This window comes from Litorilinea aerophila (assembly GCF_006569185.2).
In the GTDB taxonomy this organism is placed as follows: Bacteria; Chloroflexota; Anaerolineae; order Caldilineales; family Caldilineaceae; genus Litorilinea; species Litorilinea aerophila.
In genome coordinates this window covers 98158-113760 of record NZ_VIGC02000015.1, presented here as the reverse complement: position 1 = coordinate 113760, position 15603 = coordinate 98158, and the positions used below count along the sequence as shown (strand labels likewise).

Annotated in this window: 11 protein-coding genes; 8 read left to right on the top strand and 3 right to left on the bottom strand. The window is 65.1% G+C overall.

Features of this window, described 5'->3' with window-relative positions:
- Positions 1-188: 188 nt before the first annotated feature.
- Positions 189-1619 (bottom strand): trypsin-like peptidase domain-containing protein, encoded by a 1431-nt coding sequence (locus FKZ61_RS13125; protein ID WP_141610571.1) that lies wholly within the window; start codon positions 1617-1619, stop codon positions 189-191.
- A gap of 694 nt (positions 1620-2313) precedes the next feature.
- Here FKZ61_RS13125 and FKZ61_RS13120 point away from each other — a divergent pair.
- The 8 genes from FKZ61_RS13120 to FKZ61_RS13085 all read left to right on the top strand — a co-directional run bounded on the left by FKZ61_RS13120 (position 2314) and on the right by FKZ61_RS13085 (position 13208).
- Positions 2314-3354, top strand: coding sequence for a glycosyltransferase family 2 protein (locus tag FKZ61_RS13120; protein WP_211358545.1), 1041 nt, complete (start codon positions 2314-2316; stop codon positions 3352-3354).
- Positions 3355-3407: 53 nt separating this feature from the next.
- A complete protein-coding gene (locus FKZ61_RS13115; protein WP_141610570.1) occupies positions 3408-4874 on the top strand; it encodes an undecaprenyl-phosphate glucose phosphotransferase in 1467 nt (488 codons plus the stop codon).
- A 500-nt stretch (positions 4875-5374) separates the two neighbouring features.
- Entirely contained in the window at positions 5375-6415 is a 1041-nt protein-coding gene (hrcA, locus tag FKZ61_RS13110) for a heat-inducible transcriptional repressor HrcA (protein ID WP_229964242.1), read from the top strand.
- Positions 6416-6789: 374 nt separating this feature from the next.
- The gene (locus FKZ61_RS13105; RefSeq protein ID WP_170199667.1) at positions 6790-7521 is read left to right on the top strand and encodes a nucleotide exchange factor GrpE; all 732 of its coding nucleotides are present in this window, start codon (positions 6790-6792) and stop codon (positions 7519-7521) included.
- An 81-nt stretch (positions 7522-7602) separates the two neighbouring features.
- Positions 7603-8649: a GNAT family N-acetyltransferase gene (locus FKZ61_RS13100; protein ID WP_141610567.1), complete on the top strand. Its 1047-nt coding sequence runs from the start codon at positions 7603-7605 to the stop codon at positions 8647-8649.
- A 126-nt stretch (positions 8650-8775) separates the two neighbouring features.
- Positions 8776-9129 (top strand): phage holin family protein, encoded by a 354-nt coding sequence (locus FKZ61_RS13095; RefSeq protein WP_141610566.1) that lies wholly within the window; start codon positions 8776-8778, stop codon positions 9127-9129.
- Between the two features lie 11 nt (positions 9130-9140).
- Positions 9141-10493, top strand: coding sequence for a metallophosphoesterase family protein (locus FKZ61_RS13090; protein WP_141610565.1), 1353 nt, complete (start codon positions 9141-9143; stop codon positions 10491-10493).
- 6 nt (positions 10494-10499) lie between these two features.
- Positions 10500-13208, top strand: coding sequence for an AAA family ATPase (locus FKZ61_RS13085; RefSeq protein ID WP_141610564.1), 2709 nt, complete (start codon positions 10500-10502; stop codon positions 13206-13208).
- 319 nt (positions 13209-13527) lie between these two features.
- On the opposite strand, the gene FKZ61_RS13080 is transcribed toward FKZ61_RS13085, so the two are convergent.
- Positions 13528-14886 (bottom strand): glycerate kinase type-2 family protein, encoded by a 1359-nt coding sequence (locus tag FKZ61_RS13080; RefSeq protein WP_141610563.1) that lies wholly within the window; start codon positions 14884-14886, stop codon positions 13528-13530.
- A gap of 220 nt (positions 14887-15106) precedes the next feature.
- On the bottom strand, positions 15107-15403 hold the full coding sequence (locus tag FKZ61_RS13075; protein ID WP_170199665.1) for an isoamylase early set domain-containing protein: 297 nt from the start codon (positions 15401-15403) through the stop codon (positions 15107-15109).
- Positions 15404-15603 lie beyond the last annotated feature (200 nt).

Sequence of the window (15603 nt, the reverse complement as noted above, 5' to 3'; positions counted from 1 at the left end):
CCAAACAAAACAGCGAGCGACCAGTACAGTCTGGCGTAAATACCACGGCAGAAATTCGGCGGCATTCCCTCTGGTGGGAACCATCGGCGAATTTCTGCCGGGATTTACGAGATCGCCCGCTGTTTGCTTGATGGCACTTCGTGGACTGGGACCACCCCGGGCAGGCCCGGATGGTCCTCAGGGGGCTGTTACTGGACCGACAGACCCAGCACTTCGCCCGTCTCCGCGTCCACGGCCACGATGGCTTCCTTGCCCTGGCCGGAGAGGCTGACCACCCAGATGGTGCGGCCGTTGCGGACCTGCTGCTCCGCAGAGGCGGAGTCGAACTCGGTCATCAGGCCGGTGCGCTCCAGGGCCCGCTTGGCGATGTCGATGGCGTCGGACAGGGAGACGGCCGTCTGCGTCTGACCCTGGCTGCCGCTGCCCGGCCGCTCGCCCAGGGTAACCTCCAGGGTGACCTCGTCGCCGTTGCGCAGGATCTGGAGGGGCACGGTGTCACCCGGGTTGGTGTGGTTGAACAGGTAGCTGAGCAGGTCTTCGAAGCGGGTCACCGGCTGTTCCCCGATGCCCACGATGATGTCCTTCTCCTGGACGCCGGCTTCATCCGCCGGGCCGCGCCGCACCACGCTCTGCACCAGGACGCCCAGGGTGTTGGCGGGCAGGTTCTCCTCCTTGGCCACGTCGGCGTTGATGGTCTGGCCGGCGATGCCCAGGTAGGCGTACTTGAAGGCACCGTCCTGGATCAGGGCAGGGACCACCTTCTGGACCACCGAGACGGGAATGGCGAAGCCCACGCCCGAGTTGGCCCGCACGGGCGAGTTGATGGCGAAGTTGACACCCACCACCTCGCCGTTCAGGTTAAGCAGCGGGCCGCCAGAGTTGCCGGGGTTGATGGCCGCGTCCGTCTGGATCACGTCCGGCAGGGAGTACTGGCCGCCGGTGCCGCTGTCGCCCGTGGGCAGGCTGCGGCCCAGGGCGCTGACGATGCCCATGGTCATGGTCTCTTCCAGGCCAAAGGGGCTGCCCAGCGCGACCACGTAGTGGCCGACCTTCAGGCTATCGGCCTGGGCCAGGGGCAGGGGCTGCAGGTCCAGGCCGGCGGGAATGTCCACCTTGAGCACGGCCAGGTCCGCATAGGGATCGGTGGCCACCAGCTCTGCATCGGCCCACATGCCGTTGTAGAAGTAGACGGTGATGGAGTCGGCGTTTTCCACCACGTGGTTGTTGGTCACGATGTGCCCCTGGTTGTCGTAGAGGAAACCAGTCCCCTCGGCCTGGGCCTGGCGAGGCGTCTCAGGCGGTGTGAACGGGAAGCCGAACGGAAACTCCGGCACGCCAGACTGGGCGCTTGGTTCGGTCACGGTAACCCGGATGTTCACCACCGACGGGGCGGTCGTTTCGTAGAGGCGGGCCAGGGTCTCCTGGTCCGGCAGGACCGAGGCGGCCTGGCTCTGGGGAGCGGTCACGGCACGGGCGACCGTCTGCTGCAAGGCCGGCGCTGCGGTGACGGTGCTGCCCGGCTGTACCCACTGTCCAGCTCCAAAGGCGATGACCAGGGCGACAACTAGAATCGCCGCAGTCAGGTAGATGGCTTTGGACAGGAGTTTGGGTTGCTTCATCGTCTTTTCTCCTTATTGCTCCAGAATTCAGGTTCTACTTCAGGCCCTTCTGCAAAAAGCCACGGATTGCACGGATGTCTTGACTGCAACAAGGTCAAACAGGACGCTGACTCTCGCAGATGAACGCTGATGCCAGGAATTCTCTCTTGAGTTTCTCTGCGTCTTTGCGCCCTTGCGCCTTTGCGTTAAAAAACACCCTTCTGTGAAATCTGTGGTTTCTGCAGTGGACCCACTTCAGGAATCACTGCTGGAATACCCTGTTTCCTGCATTCATTATAGCAGGTTCTTGATCCGCCTTCCTTAACTGCAGGCTAAACGATGCTTAGCGTTTCCTCATATGCCAGGCCATATGCCAGGCCGGTTCATCCAGGCTGGCATCCTCTGCCGGTCTCCATGGTAGAAGATGTTTGTCTTGCTCGCGTATGCAAACTGTATGTTTTTTGTCTGTTCCTTTCTCCGGCTCCAGCCAGGGCGGAGGGTTTGCAGCGCGGAGAGCCCCTGGACCAGGGCCAGAATCCCCGGTTACTTTGACCATCCCCATGCGCCTGTGCTACAATCCGCTTGCACTGCCGACCGCTTGCGCGCGGATGAGGGTGCATCTCACTGGGGAAGAGCTACGCATAGGGCGGCCGTGCCCGGCTCCACCTCCCAACAAGGGGTGCGCACTCCACGGATTACGGCACAGGGCAAAACCATGGAATCCTATCCGGAAGGGGTGAGGCAGATCCAACAGGGGCCCATTTCCTGGTCCACGGGGGCGGCGGAGATGCACCAGGCCGTCAACCTGGCCCAGGAGTCTCGACGGACGCTGGACCTGGCCATCATCATCCTGAACTACAATACGGTAGAGCTGCTACGCCATTGCCTGCGCTCCGTGTTTGCCAGCCAGGTGGACTTCCGCTACCAGGTGATTGTGGTAGACAACGCCAGCACCGACGGCAGTGCCGAGATGGTGCGTGCCGAGTTCCCCCAGGCCCGGCTGATGGTCAACGGGGTCAACGTGGGGTACAGCGCCGGCAACAACGTGGCCCTGCGGGCTCTGGGCTTTGCCCAGGAGAGCAATGGCGCAGCACCGGCGGATCCGGCCTTGTTGCCCCGCTACGTGTTGTTGTTGAATCCGGACACGGTGCTGCCACCCACGGCCCTGGCCGAGATGATGGCCTTCATGGAGGCCAACCCCCGGGTGGGGGTGGCCGGTCCCCGGGTGCGCCGGCCGGACGGCAGCCTGGATCGGGCCTGCCGGCGCAGCTTCCCCACGCCCCGGGTCAGCTTTTACCGCCAGGTTGGCCTGAGCCGACTCTTTCCCAAAAGCCGCCGCTTCAACGCCTACAACCTGGAGTACCTGCCGGAGGATGGCGTCTACCCCGTGGATTCGGTGGTGGGCGCATACATGCAGATTCGCCGGGAAGCCATCCTGCAGGCGGGGCTGCTGGACGAGGCGTTCTTTATGTACGGCGAGGACCTGGACTGGGCCAAGCGGATCAAAGACGCGGGCTGGGAGGTCTGGTACAACGGCCAGGTGGAAATCACCCACGTCAAAGAGGCTTCCAGCCGCCAGAGCGGCAAGTCTCGGGTCGATTTCTACGAGGCCATGTGGATCTTTTACGACAAGCATTACCGCGCCGAAACCCCGTGGCTGCTGGATAAGTTGATCCTCTGGGGCGTGGTGGTCAAGGGGGGGCTGGACATGGCCCTCCATCTGTGGCGCTTCTGTCGACGCCCCGCTTCGGGCTGATGGATGCCGGCAGATTTCGCGATACACGGGTTTAACGGTTAGCGTACGCTCGTATGCAGCAAAGTCTTACTGAGGTTACCAGCTACGAGGAATATCGAGCCCGGCGAGGGCAGCGGCCTCTCCTGATGAAGCGGCCGCAGTTTTTCTTTGTCCTGGCGCTGGTGATCCTGGACCTGGCTTGCACCTGGCTTTCTTTTTTCCTGGCCCACACCCTGCTGGACCGGAATCCAGACGTCATCATCGGCCCCTTTCTGGAATTCTGGCCCCTGCCCACTGTCTACTCGGTGGTGATGGTCATCACCTTCTTCTGGCAGCGCATGTATCAGCGCCGCCGGCTGATCAGCCACCTGGACGAATTCATCAAGATCTTCCTCTACAACGTTTTCACCACCCTCATCACCGTAGCCCTGTTGACCCTGGGGCTGCGGGACTTTGAGTACCACCGCTCCTTCATCGCCTACGCCCTGGGCATCAACATCCTCGCCATGACCCTGGTACGCACCCTCCACGCCCAGGTTCAGTGGCGGGCCCAGGCCCGGGGCATCGGCGACGACCGGGTGCTCATCATCGGCAGCGGCGAAGTGGGCCGCATGCTGCTGCAAAAGCTCATCCAGAACAAGAAGCTGGGCTATCAGGTGGTGGGCATCGTCACCAACGGACCGGAAGAGCGCCACCAGACCATCCTGGGCGTGCCTGTGCTGGGCAACATCATCGACACGCCCTGGATCATCGAACGTTACAACGTGGATGAGGTGATCGTGGGGCTGCCCGAAGCCAGCCACCAGGAACTGGTGGGCATCATCAGCCTCTGCGAGCGGGAGAAGGTGGGCATCCGCGTCTTCCCGGACGTCTTCCAGATCATGGCCAGCGAAGTCAACATCGGCGATCTGGGCGGCCTGCCCCTGCTCACCATCCGGGATGTGGCGCTGCAGGGTTGGAAGTTGACCCTGAAGCGGGGCATGGACATCGTGGTCAGCGCCGTGGGCCTGGTCCTGTTGAGCCCCTTCCTCCTTCTCACCGCGCTGCTCATCAAGCTGGATAGCCCCGGGCCGGTCTTCTACATCCAGGAGCGCATGGGGCTGGATGCCAAGCCCTTCAAGATGATCAAGTTCCGCTCCATGCGCCAGGACGCCGAGGCCAATGGGCCTGGATGGACGACGCCGGACGATCCCCGGCGCACCAAGCTGGGCACCATCATGCGGCGCTTCAACATCGACGAATTGCCCCAACTCATCAACGTCCTCATCGGCGACATGAGCCTGGTGGGCCCCCGGCCGGAGCGCCCGGTCTACGTGGAGCAGTTCCGCCAGAGCATCCCCCGCTACATGGATCGCCACCGGGAGAAGGCCGGCATGACCGGCTGGGCCCAGGTCAATGGCCTCCGCGGGGATACCTCGATTCTGGAGCGGACCAAGTACGACCTCTGGTACATCGAGAACTGGTCCCTGGCCCTGGACATCAAAATCCTGATCCGGACCGTGATCCAGTGGATCTTGAATACCGACCGGAACGCCTACTGACCCCTGCGTTTTGACTCGAGCCTTCCCCGGCCATTCCCAGGCCATCCTCTCCGTCGGGTAGGACCCCATTCAACCGTGGTCCATCCATCCGCCAGATGACTGGGGACATACCCGTGGCGCGCCATCCTTTGACATGCGCGCGTGGCAAGTGATATGATTAAAAAAGGAGAAGTTTTAGCACTCGGTCTGTTGGAGTGCTAGTCGATCCCGGCAGAAATTTGCCGAGCGTTTCCACCAGAGGGAGTGCGCCCAAAGGGCACCCGGAATTTCTGCCGTGGTCCTTACGCCAGACTGTACTGGTGGCCTGAGGCTAGTTTCAGTCGTTCACGATTTCGACTCGTTCACGGTTTCGACGCGGAGTCGGCACCTGAGAATGCTCACTCCGCCAATGGGTAACCATCGCGAAAGACTGAATCTGTGGTTTTTGCCGTTAGAGTCACAGAATGAGACGGGGACGCGAACCGGCCGAGCATGCCGGCAAGGAGTTACAACCAACCACAATGGATGCGGACCGTTTAACCGAGCGCCAGCGGGAGCTGTTGCGCATCGTCGTTCAGGAATACTGCCGCTCGGCTCAGCCAGTGGGCAGCAACACCATCGCCCAGAATTACGATTTGGGCGTCAGCTCGGCGACGATCCGCAACGACCTGGCCGCGCTGGAGCGGGAAGGGCTCCTGACCCATCCCCACACCAGCGCCGGGCGCATTCCCACCGATGCCGGCTACCGGTTCTTCGTGCACAACCTGATGTTCGACCCGGAGCTACCATCGGCGGAGCGGCGCAACATCCGCATCCAGTTCCGGCAGGTGCGCCAGGATCTGGACCAGTGGCTGCGCCTGAGTACGGCCGTGCTGGCGCGCACCGCCCAAAACGCGGCCGTGGCCACCGCACCCCGGGCCAGCAATAGCCGCTACAAACACCTGGAGCTGGTGGCCATCCACGGCACCAAGGTGCTCCTGATCCTGGTCCTGCAGGAAGGCACGGTGAAGCAGCAACTGCTGGACCTGGACGAGCCCATGGAACAGCACGAGCTGAGCCGCATCAGCAACGAGCTCAACGACCAGTTGGCCGGGGCCAATGTCCAGGCCATTGGCGAGCGGTACGCCAGCCTGACCCCCTTTGCCCAGCAGGTCGCGCTCCTGGTGCGGGACATCATGCAGCGCATCGACCGCCAGATCGATGGTGAAATCTACCGGGACGGCCTGGTCCAGGTGCTGGAGGCACCCGAATTTGCTGAAGGGGAGAATGCCCGGCGCATTGTCCACGTGCTGGAAGAGCGCTCCTGGCTGGAGCAGATCATGGATGAATACGGCGACGACAATGCCGACATCCATGTGGTCATCTCCGGCGATGGACGCTTTGCCCAACTGCGGGACATCAGCCTGGTACTGGGGCGCTACGGCGTCAACGACCGGGCGACCGGCGTGCTGGGGGTGATCGGCCCCCTGCGCATGTCCTATGGCCGCACCATCGGCGCGGTCCGATTCGTGGCCACCCTGATGAGCGAGATCGTGGAGGAGATCTACGGCCCTTCGTCCTAGCGGGAGGCTAGGAGCGGCTCACGGACCCGCCCGATGGTGCCACACCCAGGCGGGCGAAGGGACGGCGACATCTGGCCAGCGCATACACAGGTTATACACACTTCAAACACAGATCTAGCGTCGATCTGACATTGATCTGGCAGAGGTCTTCATAGAGGACTTGGTGATAGAGGACTTGGTGGATGTGTCCCCCATTGGGGGTGAAATCCCAGGAGGGGCACCGTCTGCTCGGGAGGTTCCGACTGTGACATGGTCCCCTACCTGGGATTGGCTCTGGGATTGACCTGGAGATGGTTGTCATGGATGGGATGGACATGGACACCAGGAACCAGACGGGCAATTATCAAACAAACGAAAAGATGACCGGACAAAATATGGCAGAGAAAAACTGGACAGAACAGAACGAGAACGGCAAGCCGACGGCTGGTGCCCCAGGGGCCGAAGAGCCCATGGCACAGGGCAATGCCCCGTCGGAGGCTTCCGCGGGGGGGAACGGCCTCGGCCAGGAGGAGGCCCAGGTCCAGGGGCGTGAAGGGGAAGGCGAAGAGGCCCTCCCTGCGCCTGTGGCCGAGTCCACCATCGGCTCCGACGGCACCTCCGCCGAAGCGGAAGGGGACGAAGTGGCGCGCCTGCGGGAAGAGCTGGCCACCGTCCAGGCCCGGGCCGACGAGTATCTGGACCAGTTGCAGCGGACGGTGGCAGAATTCCAGAACAGCCGCCGTCGCCAGGAAAAGCAGCTGGCCGACGAGATCGAACGGGCCAACGCCAACCTGATCAAGCGCCTCCTGCCCATTCTGGACGACTTCGACCTGGCCTTCCAGAACGCATCCGCTACCCTGGAGGGTGGGCAGGCGGCCACGGTCGAAGCCCAACAGGCGTGGCTGGAAGGCTTCCGCCAGATTCAAAAGAAGCTGCTCTCCATCCTGCAGGATGAGGGGGTCACCGTGGTGGCCGATGGCGGCCCCTTTGATCCCAACCGTCACGAGGCCATCAGCAGCGAGCCCTCGGACACCGTGGAGAGTGGCCACATTATCGAGGTCGTCCGGGCCGGCTATGAGTACAAGGGCCGGGTCTTGCGGCCAGCGCTGGTGCGGGTGGCTGCCTGACGCCGGCACACTCCGGCGTCCGTTCCCCCAGAGGGCGGGCCACTATCCTGGTTCAGAGCAGATTTTCTTGACGGATATGATATGACGGCCATCAACGCTGCCCCCGGCTGTTTCCAAAAGGAGCTCCAGACGGGCATTCGTCCCTTCGACATCGGCCGGGACCTGCGCCCCGTGGCCGAGCTGATTGCCGACGCCTTCACCGACGAGCTGGATCCCCGGGGGCTGGCGGCCCTGCGCGAGATGCGCATCATGAGCCATGTGAGTGGCCTGCTGAAGCTCCTGAGCCGCAGCACGGGCGAGTTCGACGACCTCTTCGGCGGCTTCGTCTGGCTGGAGAGGGGCCGGATCGTGGGCAACGTCACCGTGCAGCGGGCCGACCGCTACGGCAACCGATGGCAGATCGCCAACGTGGCCGTCTCGCCCCAATTCCGTGGCCGCGGGATTGCCCGCAGACTCATGCAGCGGGCCCTGGACCACATCGCCGAGTGCGGTGGCCAGTGGGCCGTCCTTCAGGTGTATGAACAAAACCAGGTGGCCCGCACCCTCTACGAACACCTGGGCTTCGAGGAGGTGGGCGGTACGGTGGAACTCCGCCTGGACCGGGTGCCGCCGGTTCCCTTCCCGGAGCCAATTCCCAACTTCCGCGCGTTTTCCGCCCATCACTGGCAACCCCTTTTCGAGCTGGCCAGCCATCAGCTCAACGGTCAGGCCCAGTGGTGGCGTGCCCTGCGCCGTAGCGACTTCCAGCCCAACCTGGAGCAACTGTTCCTGGAGTGGCTGTGGCGAACCCTGGGCCGCCAACGCATCTATCGGCGCTCCATCCAGACCACCCGCCGCTTTGAGGCGGCCCTGATCCTGACCGCCCAACGGTGGCGCGGGACCCATACCATCAACCTGTGGGCCCGGCCGGAAAACTATGGCCGCTACGAACAGCCCATGCTCCAATGGGCCCTGGCCACCCTGCAGGCCTATCCCAAATGGCCGGTGAAGATCAGCCTGAACAAGGAGCACGAGGCGGCCCTGGCCGTCTGTGAAAGCTTTGGCTTTCGACGCCAGCAGACCCTGCTCACCATGCGGCGCCGCATCGACGGGGCGCCGATCACCCCATCGGCCCCATCCGCTCCCTAGACGAGCCGGGATGGCCGGTTACATCGCTGTACGAACATGCGCAGCCCTGGCGCGCTGCCTTTGGCGCCATGGCCCAAGTCAGTTCAACGTGGTTGCCCTGCTGCGGCCTATGGAAGGAGTCATCCCATGTCCCGTCTGGTCCTCCGGCTCGTCATCAATGCGGCGGCCCTGTGGGTGGCGGCTCGCCTGGTCAGCGGCATCGCTGTGGAAAGCGACGCCGTCAGCCTGTTGATCGTGGCCCTGATCTTCGGCCTGGTCAACGCCCTCATCAAACCTATCGTGGCCCTGTTCACCTGTCCCTTCTACCTGCTCACCCTGGGCCTCTTTACCTTTGTGGTCAACGCCCTGATGTTGATGCTGACCAGCTACCTCTCCGGCGGGCGTTTTGTGGTCCAGGGATTCGTGCCGGCGCTGCTGGGCGGCATCGTCATCAGTGTGGTGAGCACGGTCCTGAGCATCGTTCTGGTAGACGAGGACTAGACGCACCAGCTATGCAGACCCGCTTTCTCCACTTTGCCGACTGTCACCTGGGCTACTGGCAGTACAACAGCCGGGATCGCTACAACGACTTCGCCCGGGCCTTCTTCTCCATCATCGATACGGCTGTGGCCGAAGAGGTGGACTTCGTCATCCTCGCCGGCGACCTCTTCCAGAAGCGCGCCATCGATGCCCTCACCCTGAACCAGGCCATGCGCGGGTTGGAACGGCTGGCCGCTGCCAATATCCCGTGTATTGCTGTGGAGGGAAACCACGAGCGGGCCTATTTCCAGGAGCACATCGGCTGGATGGAGTTCCTTGCCCTCCGGGAGCTCCTGATCCTGCTCACACCCGAATTCAGCGAGGGAGCCGTCCGGCTGAAGCCCTATACCAGCCGCCACGGCGCCTACTTCGACCCGGTGCCGGGGGTGCGGGTCTACGGCCTGGGCTACTGCGGCGCCAGCACGGCCCGGGCGGTGGAAAGCTACGCCGAAGCCCTGGCCGCTGCACCATCTGACGGTGTGGAGTACACCATCTTTGTGGCCCACGCCGGCGTGGAAGGGGTGCTGGCCAACCAGGCAGGTGGCCTCAGCGTCCGCCAGTGGTCCGTCCTGCGCCCCCATGTGGATTACCTGGCCCTGGGGCACATCCACAAGCCCTTCGATTTTGACGACTGGATCTACAACCCCGGCAGCCCGGAGACCTGTTCCGTGGCGGAGGCCGCCTGGCCGGAGCGGGGGTACTACCTGGTGGATGTGAACACAAAGCAGACGGAGGGGCCCAAACACCAGGCCCGGCTCTGCGCCAACCCCCGCCGCCCCTTCCTGCGCCTGACCGTCAAGGCGGACCTCCACACTACCCCCGAGGCCCTGATGGACCATTGCCAGGAGCTGCTGGCCCGCAAAGCGCGCGACCTGACTCCCGGCAGCCCACAGCCGGTGGTGGAATTCTTGCTCACCGGCGTGCTTCCCTTCGACCACGCCGCGCTGGACCTGGCCCGCCTGGAATCCATGGTCCACGAAACCCTCTCGCCCCTGAAAGTGTTGCTGCGCAATACCACCCGCGGGGCCGAGTATGGGGTGGCGCCGACCGAAGGGCTGGGACGGGCCGAGCTGGAGCGGCAGGTTCTGGCCGGTCTCTTGAACCGGGATGCCCGCTTTCAGCCCCAGAGTGAAGCGTGGGCAGGGCTGGCCGTGAGCCTGAAGCAGCTGGCCCTGGACGGCGTGGATCCCGACGTGCTGCTGGACGAACTGGAGCATCGGGTCCGCCTCCTGGACACGATGGCCGCCGAATCGCCCGCGGCCGAGCCCTCTCCCAAGGACCCATCCCCTGAGGGCCAGGCCGCCGACACGCCCGACCCCGCCTGAACCGCTATGCAGATCCTTTCCCTGCACCTGGAAAACGTCAAGAGCTACGAAGATTGCCGGGTAGAGTTCGCCGAAGGCGTCAATGCCATCGTCGGCCACAACGGCGCCGGCAAAAGCACCATCCTGGAAGCCATCGGCTTCGCCCTCTTCGACTATCTGCCCTATACCCAGAGCAACTTCGTTCGGGCGGGCGCCAAAGGCGCCTCCGTCACAGTCACCTTCCGCAGCGACGTGGACGAGCGCGTCTACCAGGTGGTCCGGCGCTGTGGCAGCAGCGGACAGCACTACCTCTACGACCCCGAGCTGGACGCGCGCATCTGCGAGGGAAAGGCCGACGTGCTGAGCTTCCTGCGCCACCACCTGGGCGTGGAAGGGGACACCGACCTGGCGTCCCTCTTCGCCGATGCGGTGGGCGTCTCCCAGGGCACCTTCACCGCCGCCTTTCTAGAGACGCCGGCCAGGCGCAAGGGCATCTTCGACCGTTTGCTGCGGGTGGAAGAGTACCAGCGCACCTTCGAACGGCTGCTGGAGCCCCTCCAGCGGCTGGGGCAACGCATGTCCGAGTTGGATGTCACCCTGGCCGGGCTGGAGAGCCAGCTTGCCCGGCTGCCGGCGCTGACGGAGGCCATGGCCCAACGGCGCCAGGAGATCCAGCAGCGGCAACAGCGCCTGGCGGAGGCCCAGGCCCGGCTGGAAACGGTGGTTGCCCAGCGGGCCGGGCTGGAGGCCGTGCGCCATGAGCTGACTGGCCTCCAGCAGCAGCTGGCCCAGGCGGAGCAACGCCTGCAGGGTGTGGAAGAACAGCTGGCCGGGGCCCGCCAGGCCCACGCTGAAGCTGAGGCCGCCCGGACCCTGGTGCAGACTCACCAGGCCGACCACGACCGCTACCTGGCTGCCCAGGCCCACCAGCAGGAGTTGGAAGCCCAGGTGCAGGCCCGCCAGGCCCTGCGAGATCGCTGTGCCCGGCTGGAAAATCTCCGCGGCCAGCTGGCGGTGCGCCTGCAACTGTTGCAGCAGGAACAGGAGACCATCGCCGAGGCCCAGGCCACCCTGGCCGCCCTGCAGGAACCCGTCGCCCGGCAGACCGCCCTGGAGGAAGCCCTGGCAGCCGCCCGACAGCGACTGGCTCGCCTGGAGGATGCCCGCGCTGAGGTGGACCGCCAGACGGAGCGCCTCCATCGACTCCAGGCCCGGGCCGCCGCACTGGAGCAACAACTGGCCCAGGCCCAAGCCCTGGAGGAGCAACGGCGGGAGTTGGAGGCCCGGCTGGAAGCCCTTCGCCAGCAGCTGGATGAGATCCGCCAGGAGCAAGCCCGCTGCCAGGCCGAGGCCGACCCCATCCGCCGCCAGAACGAGGCCCTGGCCGAGGCTTCCACAGCCCGCTGTCCCGTCTGTGAACAGCCGCTGACCCCCGAGCACCGGGAGCAGCTCCTGAGCCGCAACCAGGCCCGGCTGGATAGCCTGCGCCAGGAGTATTCCCGGCTGCAGCAGCAGGGGCGGGACGCCCGGCAAACGCTTCAGGCCGAGGAGGCCCGGCTGCGCCAGCTCCAGGAAGCCCTCCAACGCCTGCCCAGGCCGGCCGAACTGGCCGAAGTGCAACAGGAGATCCAGGCCGGCCAGGAGGCAGTCGCCACGGCCCAGGCCCGGGTGACTGAACTGGCCCAGGCGGCCGACCAGGTGGAAGCCCTGACGGCAGAGCTGCAGGCCCTGGGCGATCCCCGCCAGCGCCAGGCTGTGGCTGCCTCCCAGGCAGCCCGGGCCGATCAGGTGGCCCGGGACCTGGCAACGGTGTCAGAGCAGCTTGCGGCCCGGCAACAGGAGCTGGCGGACCTGGAGGCCCAACTCCAGGCGTTCGCCGGTCTGGATGACGCCCTGGCAGAAGTGGCGGCCCAGTTGCGGACGTTCGCGGCCGCATACGAGGTGGTATTGGCCAATCGCAGGCTGGCGCAACAGGTGGAGGAACGCCAGGCCCAGATCCAGGCGCTGGAAGAAACCCGAGAGCGCCTTTTGGCAGAGCGGGCGGACACGGCTGCCCGTCTTCAGGCGGTGCAAAGCCAGTTCGATGAAGCGCACTTTCAAGCCCTGGGCGTGGAGGAGCAGGAACTCCGGCAAGAGCTGGGGAGCCTGCAGACGGCCATCGAGTTGCTGACCCGACAGCAGGCGGACGACGAGGCCCAGATTCAGGAACTGCGCGCGTTGGAAGCCCAGCAGCAGGAGGCAGCCGACCGGCGGGCCCATCTGGCCAGGTTGCGGGAGATCCTGGAGACGCTGCGCAAACTGCTGCGGGAAGCGGGGCCATTCATCACCGAAGCCCTGGTGCGCCAGATCGGGGAGGGCGCGGCCCAGATCTTCGGGGAGATCATGCAGGACTACACCCGCCACCTGGCCTGGACCAAGGACTACGGCATCACCCTGGAGGTGGACGGCCACGAGCGGGAGTTTGCCCAACTTTCCGGCGGCGAGCAGATGAGCGCGGCCCTGGCGGTGCGCCTGGCCCTGCTGCGGGAGATGAGCAACATTGACGTGGCCTTCTTCGACGAGCCTACCGCCAACCTGGACGAGGCCCGCCGCTCCGCCCTGGCCCAGCAGATCCTCCAGGTGCGGGGCTTCCGCCAGCTCTTCGTCATCAGCCACGACGATACCTTCGAGCAGGCGACCCAACACCTCATCCGGGTGGAGCGGGTCAACGGCACCAGCACCGTCCACTACCTGTAGGCGCAACACGTAGGGGGTGAAAAATTTTTCGTCCCCCAGCCGTCGCCGTCCCTTCACCCGCCCGGGGCTGGCGAAACCGTGCGGCCAGAGACCGCACCTACGGCACGGGGGGGCCATCCGTCCCGATTGGATGCCACGGAAACGTAGGGCGGGTCTCCGGCCCGCCGGAGGTGGCCGGATCTGGGGGGCGCCGGCGCCATCGGGGGGCACGGGGTCCCATCCCTACGAAACCTGGCTACCCCTTCACCCGCCCGGGCCCGGCGAAACCGTGCGGCCAGAGACCGCACCTACGAGAACCGACCTCCCCTTTTTGTAGACGCTACCCCGTGACAAAAACAAAGATCAGGTCGTTGACGTTGGTCTGGGTGGGCCCAGAGCGCAACAGGTCATCTGTGGCTGCCAGGAAGGGGTAGGCATCATGGCGGCGCAGATGGGCCTCCGCGTCCAGGCCGGCGGCGCGGCCCCGGGCCACGGTGGCGCCATCGGCCAGGCCGCCGGCGCTGTCGGTGGGACCATCGGTGCCGTCGGTGGCCAGGGAGACCACCGTGATGCCCTGGGTGCCGGCCAGGGCCACGGCCGCAGCCAGGGCCAGCTCCTGGTTCCGCCCGCCCTGGCCCGGCTCCGGCCCCAGGGTGACGGTGGTCTCACCGCCCAGGATGAGGCAGGCGGGCGGCTGGACCGGCTCGCCGCTGGCGCGGATCTCCTTGCCCAGCGCGGCCACCACCCGGGCCACCTGGGCCGCTTCCCCTTCCACGAAGGTGCTGAGCAGGAGGGTGTGGAAGCCCAAGGCCTGGGCCTGGGCTCGGGCCGCCAGGGCTGCGGTGCGGTTGTCCGCCACCACCACAGTCTGGCAGCGCTCAAAGACGGCATCACCGGGCTTGGGCGTGTCTGGGATCTGGCCGGCCAGACCGGCCTCCAGCCGGGCCAGGATCGGCCGGGGGAGCTTTTGGGCCAGCTCGTAGCGCTCCACAATGGCCCAGGCGTCGGCCCAGGTGCTGCTGTCCGGCACGGTGGGTCCGCTGGCGATGACGTCTAGGGGACTGCCCACCACATCACTCAAAGCCAGGGTGACCAGGGTGGCCGGGTAGACGGCCCGGGCCAGCTGGCCGCCTTTGACGGCGCTGCAGTGTTTGCGCAGGCAGTTGATCTCGTTGATGGTGGCGCCACAGGCCAGCAGGGCATCGGTCATGGCCTGAATGTCGGCCAGGGTCAGCCCTTCCGCGGGGGCCACCAGCAGGGCAGACCCGCCGCCCGAAAGCAGCGCGATGACCAGGTCCTCTTCGCCGGCTGATTGGGCCAGCTCCAGGATGCGCCGGCCCGCTTCCACGCCGGCCTCGTCCGGGCGGGGATGGCTGGCCTCCACCAGCTCCACCGTGTGGGTCGGGCCGGCGTGGCCGGTCTTGACCACCACCAGGCCACCTGTCAGCCTGTCCCCCAACACCGCTTCCACAGCCTGGGCCATGGGCGCGCCGGCTTTGCCCGCGCCGATGACGTAGATGTGGCGGTACCGGTCCAGGTCGTAGGTGCGGCCGGCCACGGTGAGGCGGTGGCCCTCCCGTTGCAGGAATCGCCGGGTGGCCGCGGCCGGATCGACGGCCTTGAGCCCCGCTTCCAGGATCTGCAGGATAGTCGCGCGGAGCTCTGGATTGGGGCGCAATACAGAGGGATCGAAGGGCATGGCCGTGACCTCTTTTTCCGGTTTTTCCGGGACTATTTTGGGCTCTACTGCACAAAGGTCAAATGAGGACGCTGAGCCACGCAGATGAACGCTGATTCGAGTGATTCTCTCCTGCGCTTCTTTCCGCCCTTGCGCCTTTGCGTTCAAAAATGCCCTTTTTGCCGGGGAGTCATTTTTCCCCCTGGTCTGGGTTGGATGGCCGGGCCTTGTATCAGGTGCTTCAGGTCAGCAGGATGGAGTTGACGCTGCCGTATTCGTTGGGTTCTGTGGCGTCGGCGTCCGGTTCATTGAACCACTGACCATCTTCGCTGTAGTATCGAAACGCAAAGCGTTGGCCCGTGGGCAGGCGCAGGGCCACGCTGCGGGTGTTGTTGCTGCGTCGGATCAGGCGGTTGGCCGTGGTGTCCCAGTCGTTGAAGTCGCCGACGACGTAGATGGCTCCCTGAGCGGGGTCGTGGGGAACCACGAAGGTTACTTTTACCTGGTCGCTGTTCTTCACCGGTTCACGCTTGATCATGTTCTCCCTCATTCCGTCGTGACACAATGCCATCGGCTCATCTGCCACCAATGTGCGCTACCCGCCCCGGTTTCGCAGGGAACCGAACAGGTTCGCACCCATTTGGGAGATGAGCCTCCCATCTGTGGCGGGAATCGGTCGCCTATCAGTGCTACCCGGCGCGGCAGGCTCTCCTGCCGTGCCCGCCGGGATCATAGCAG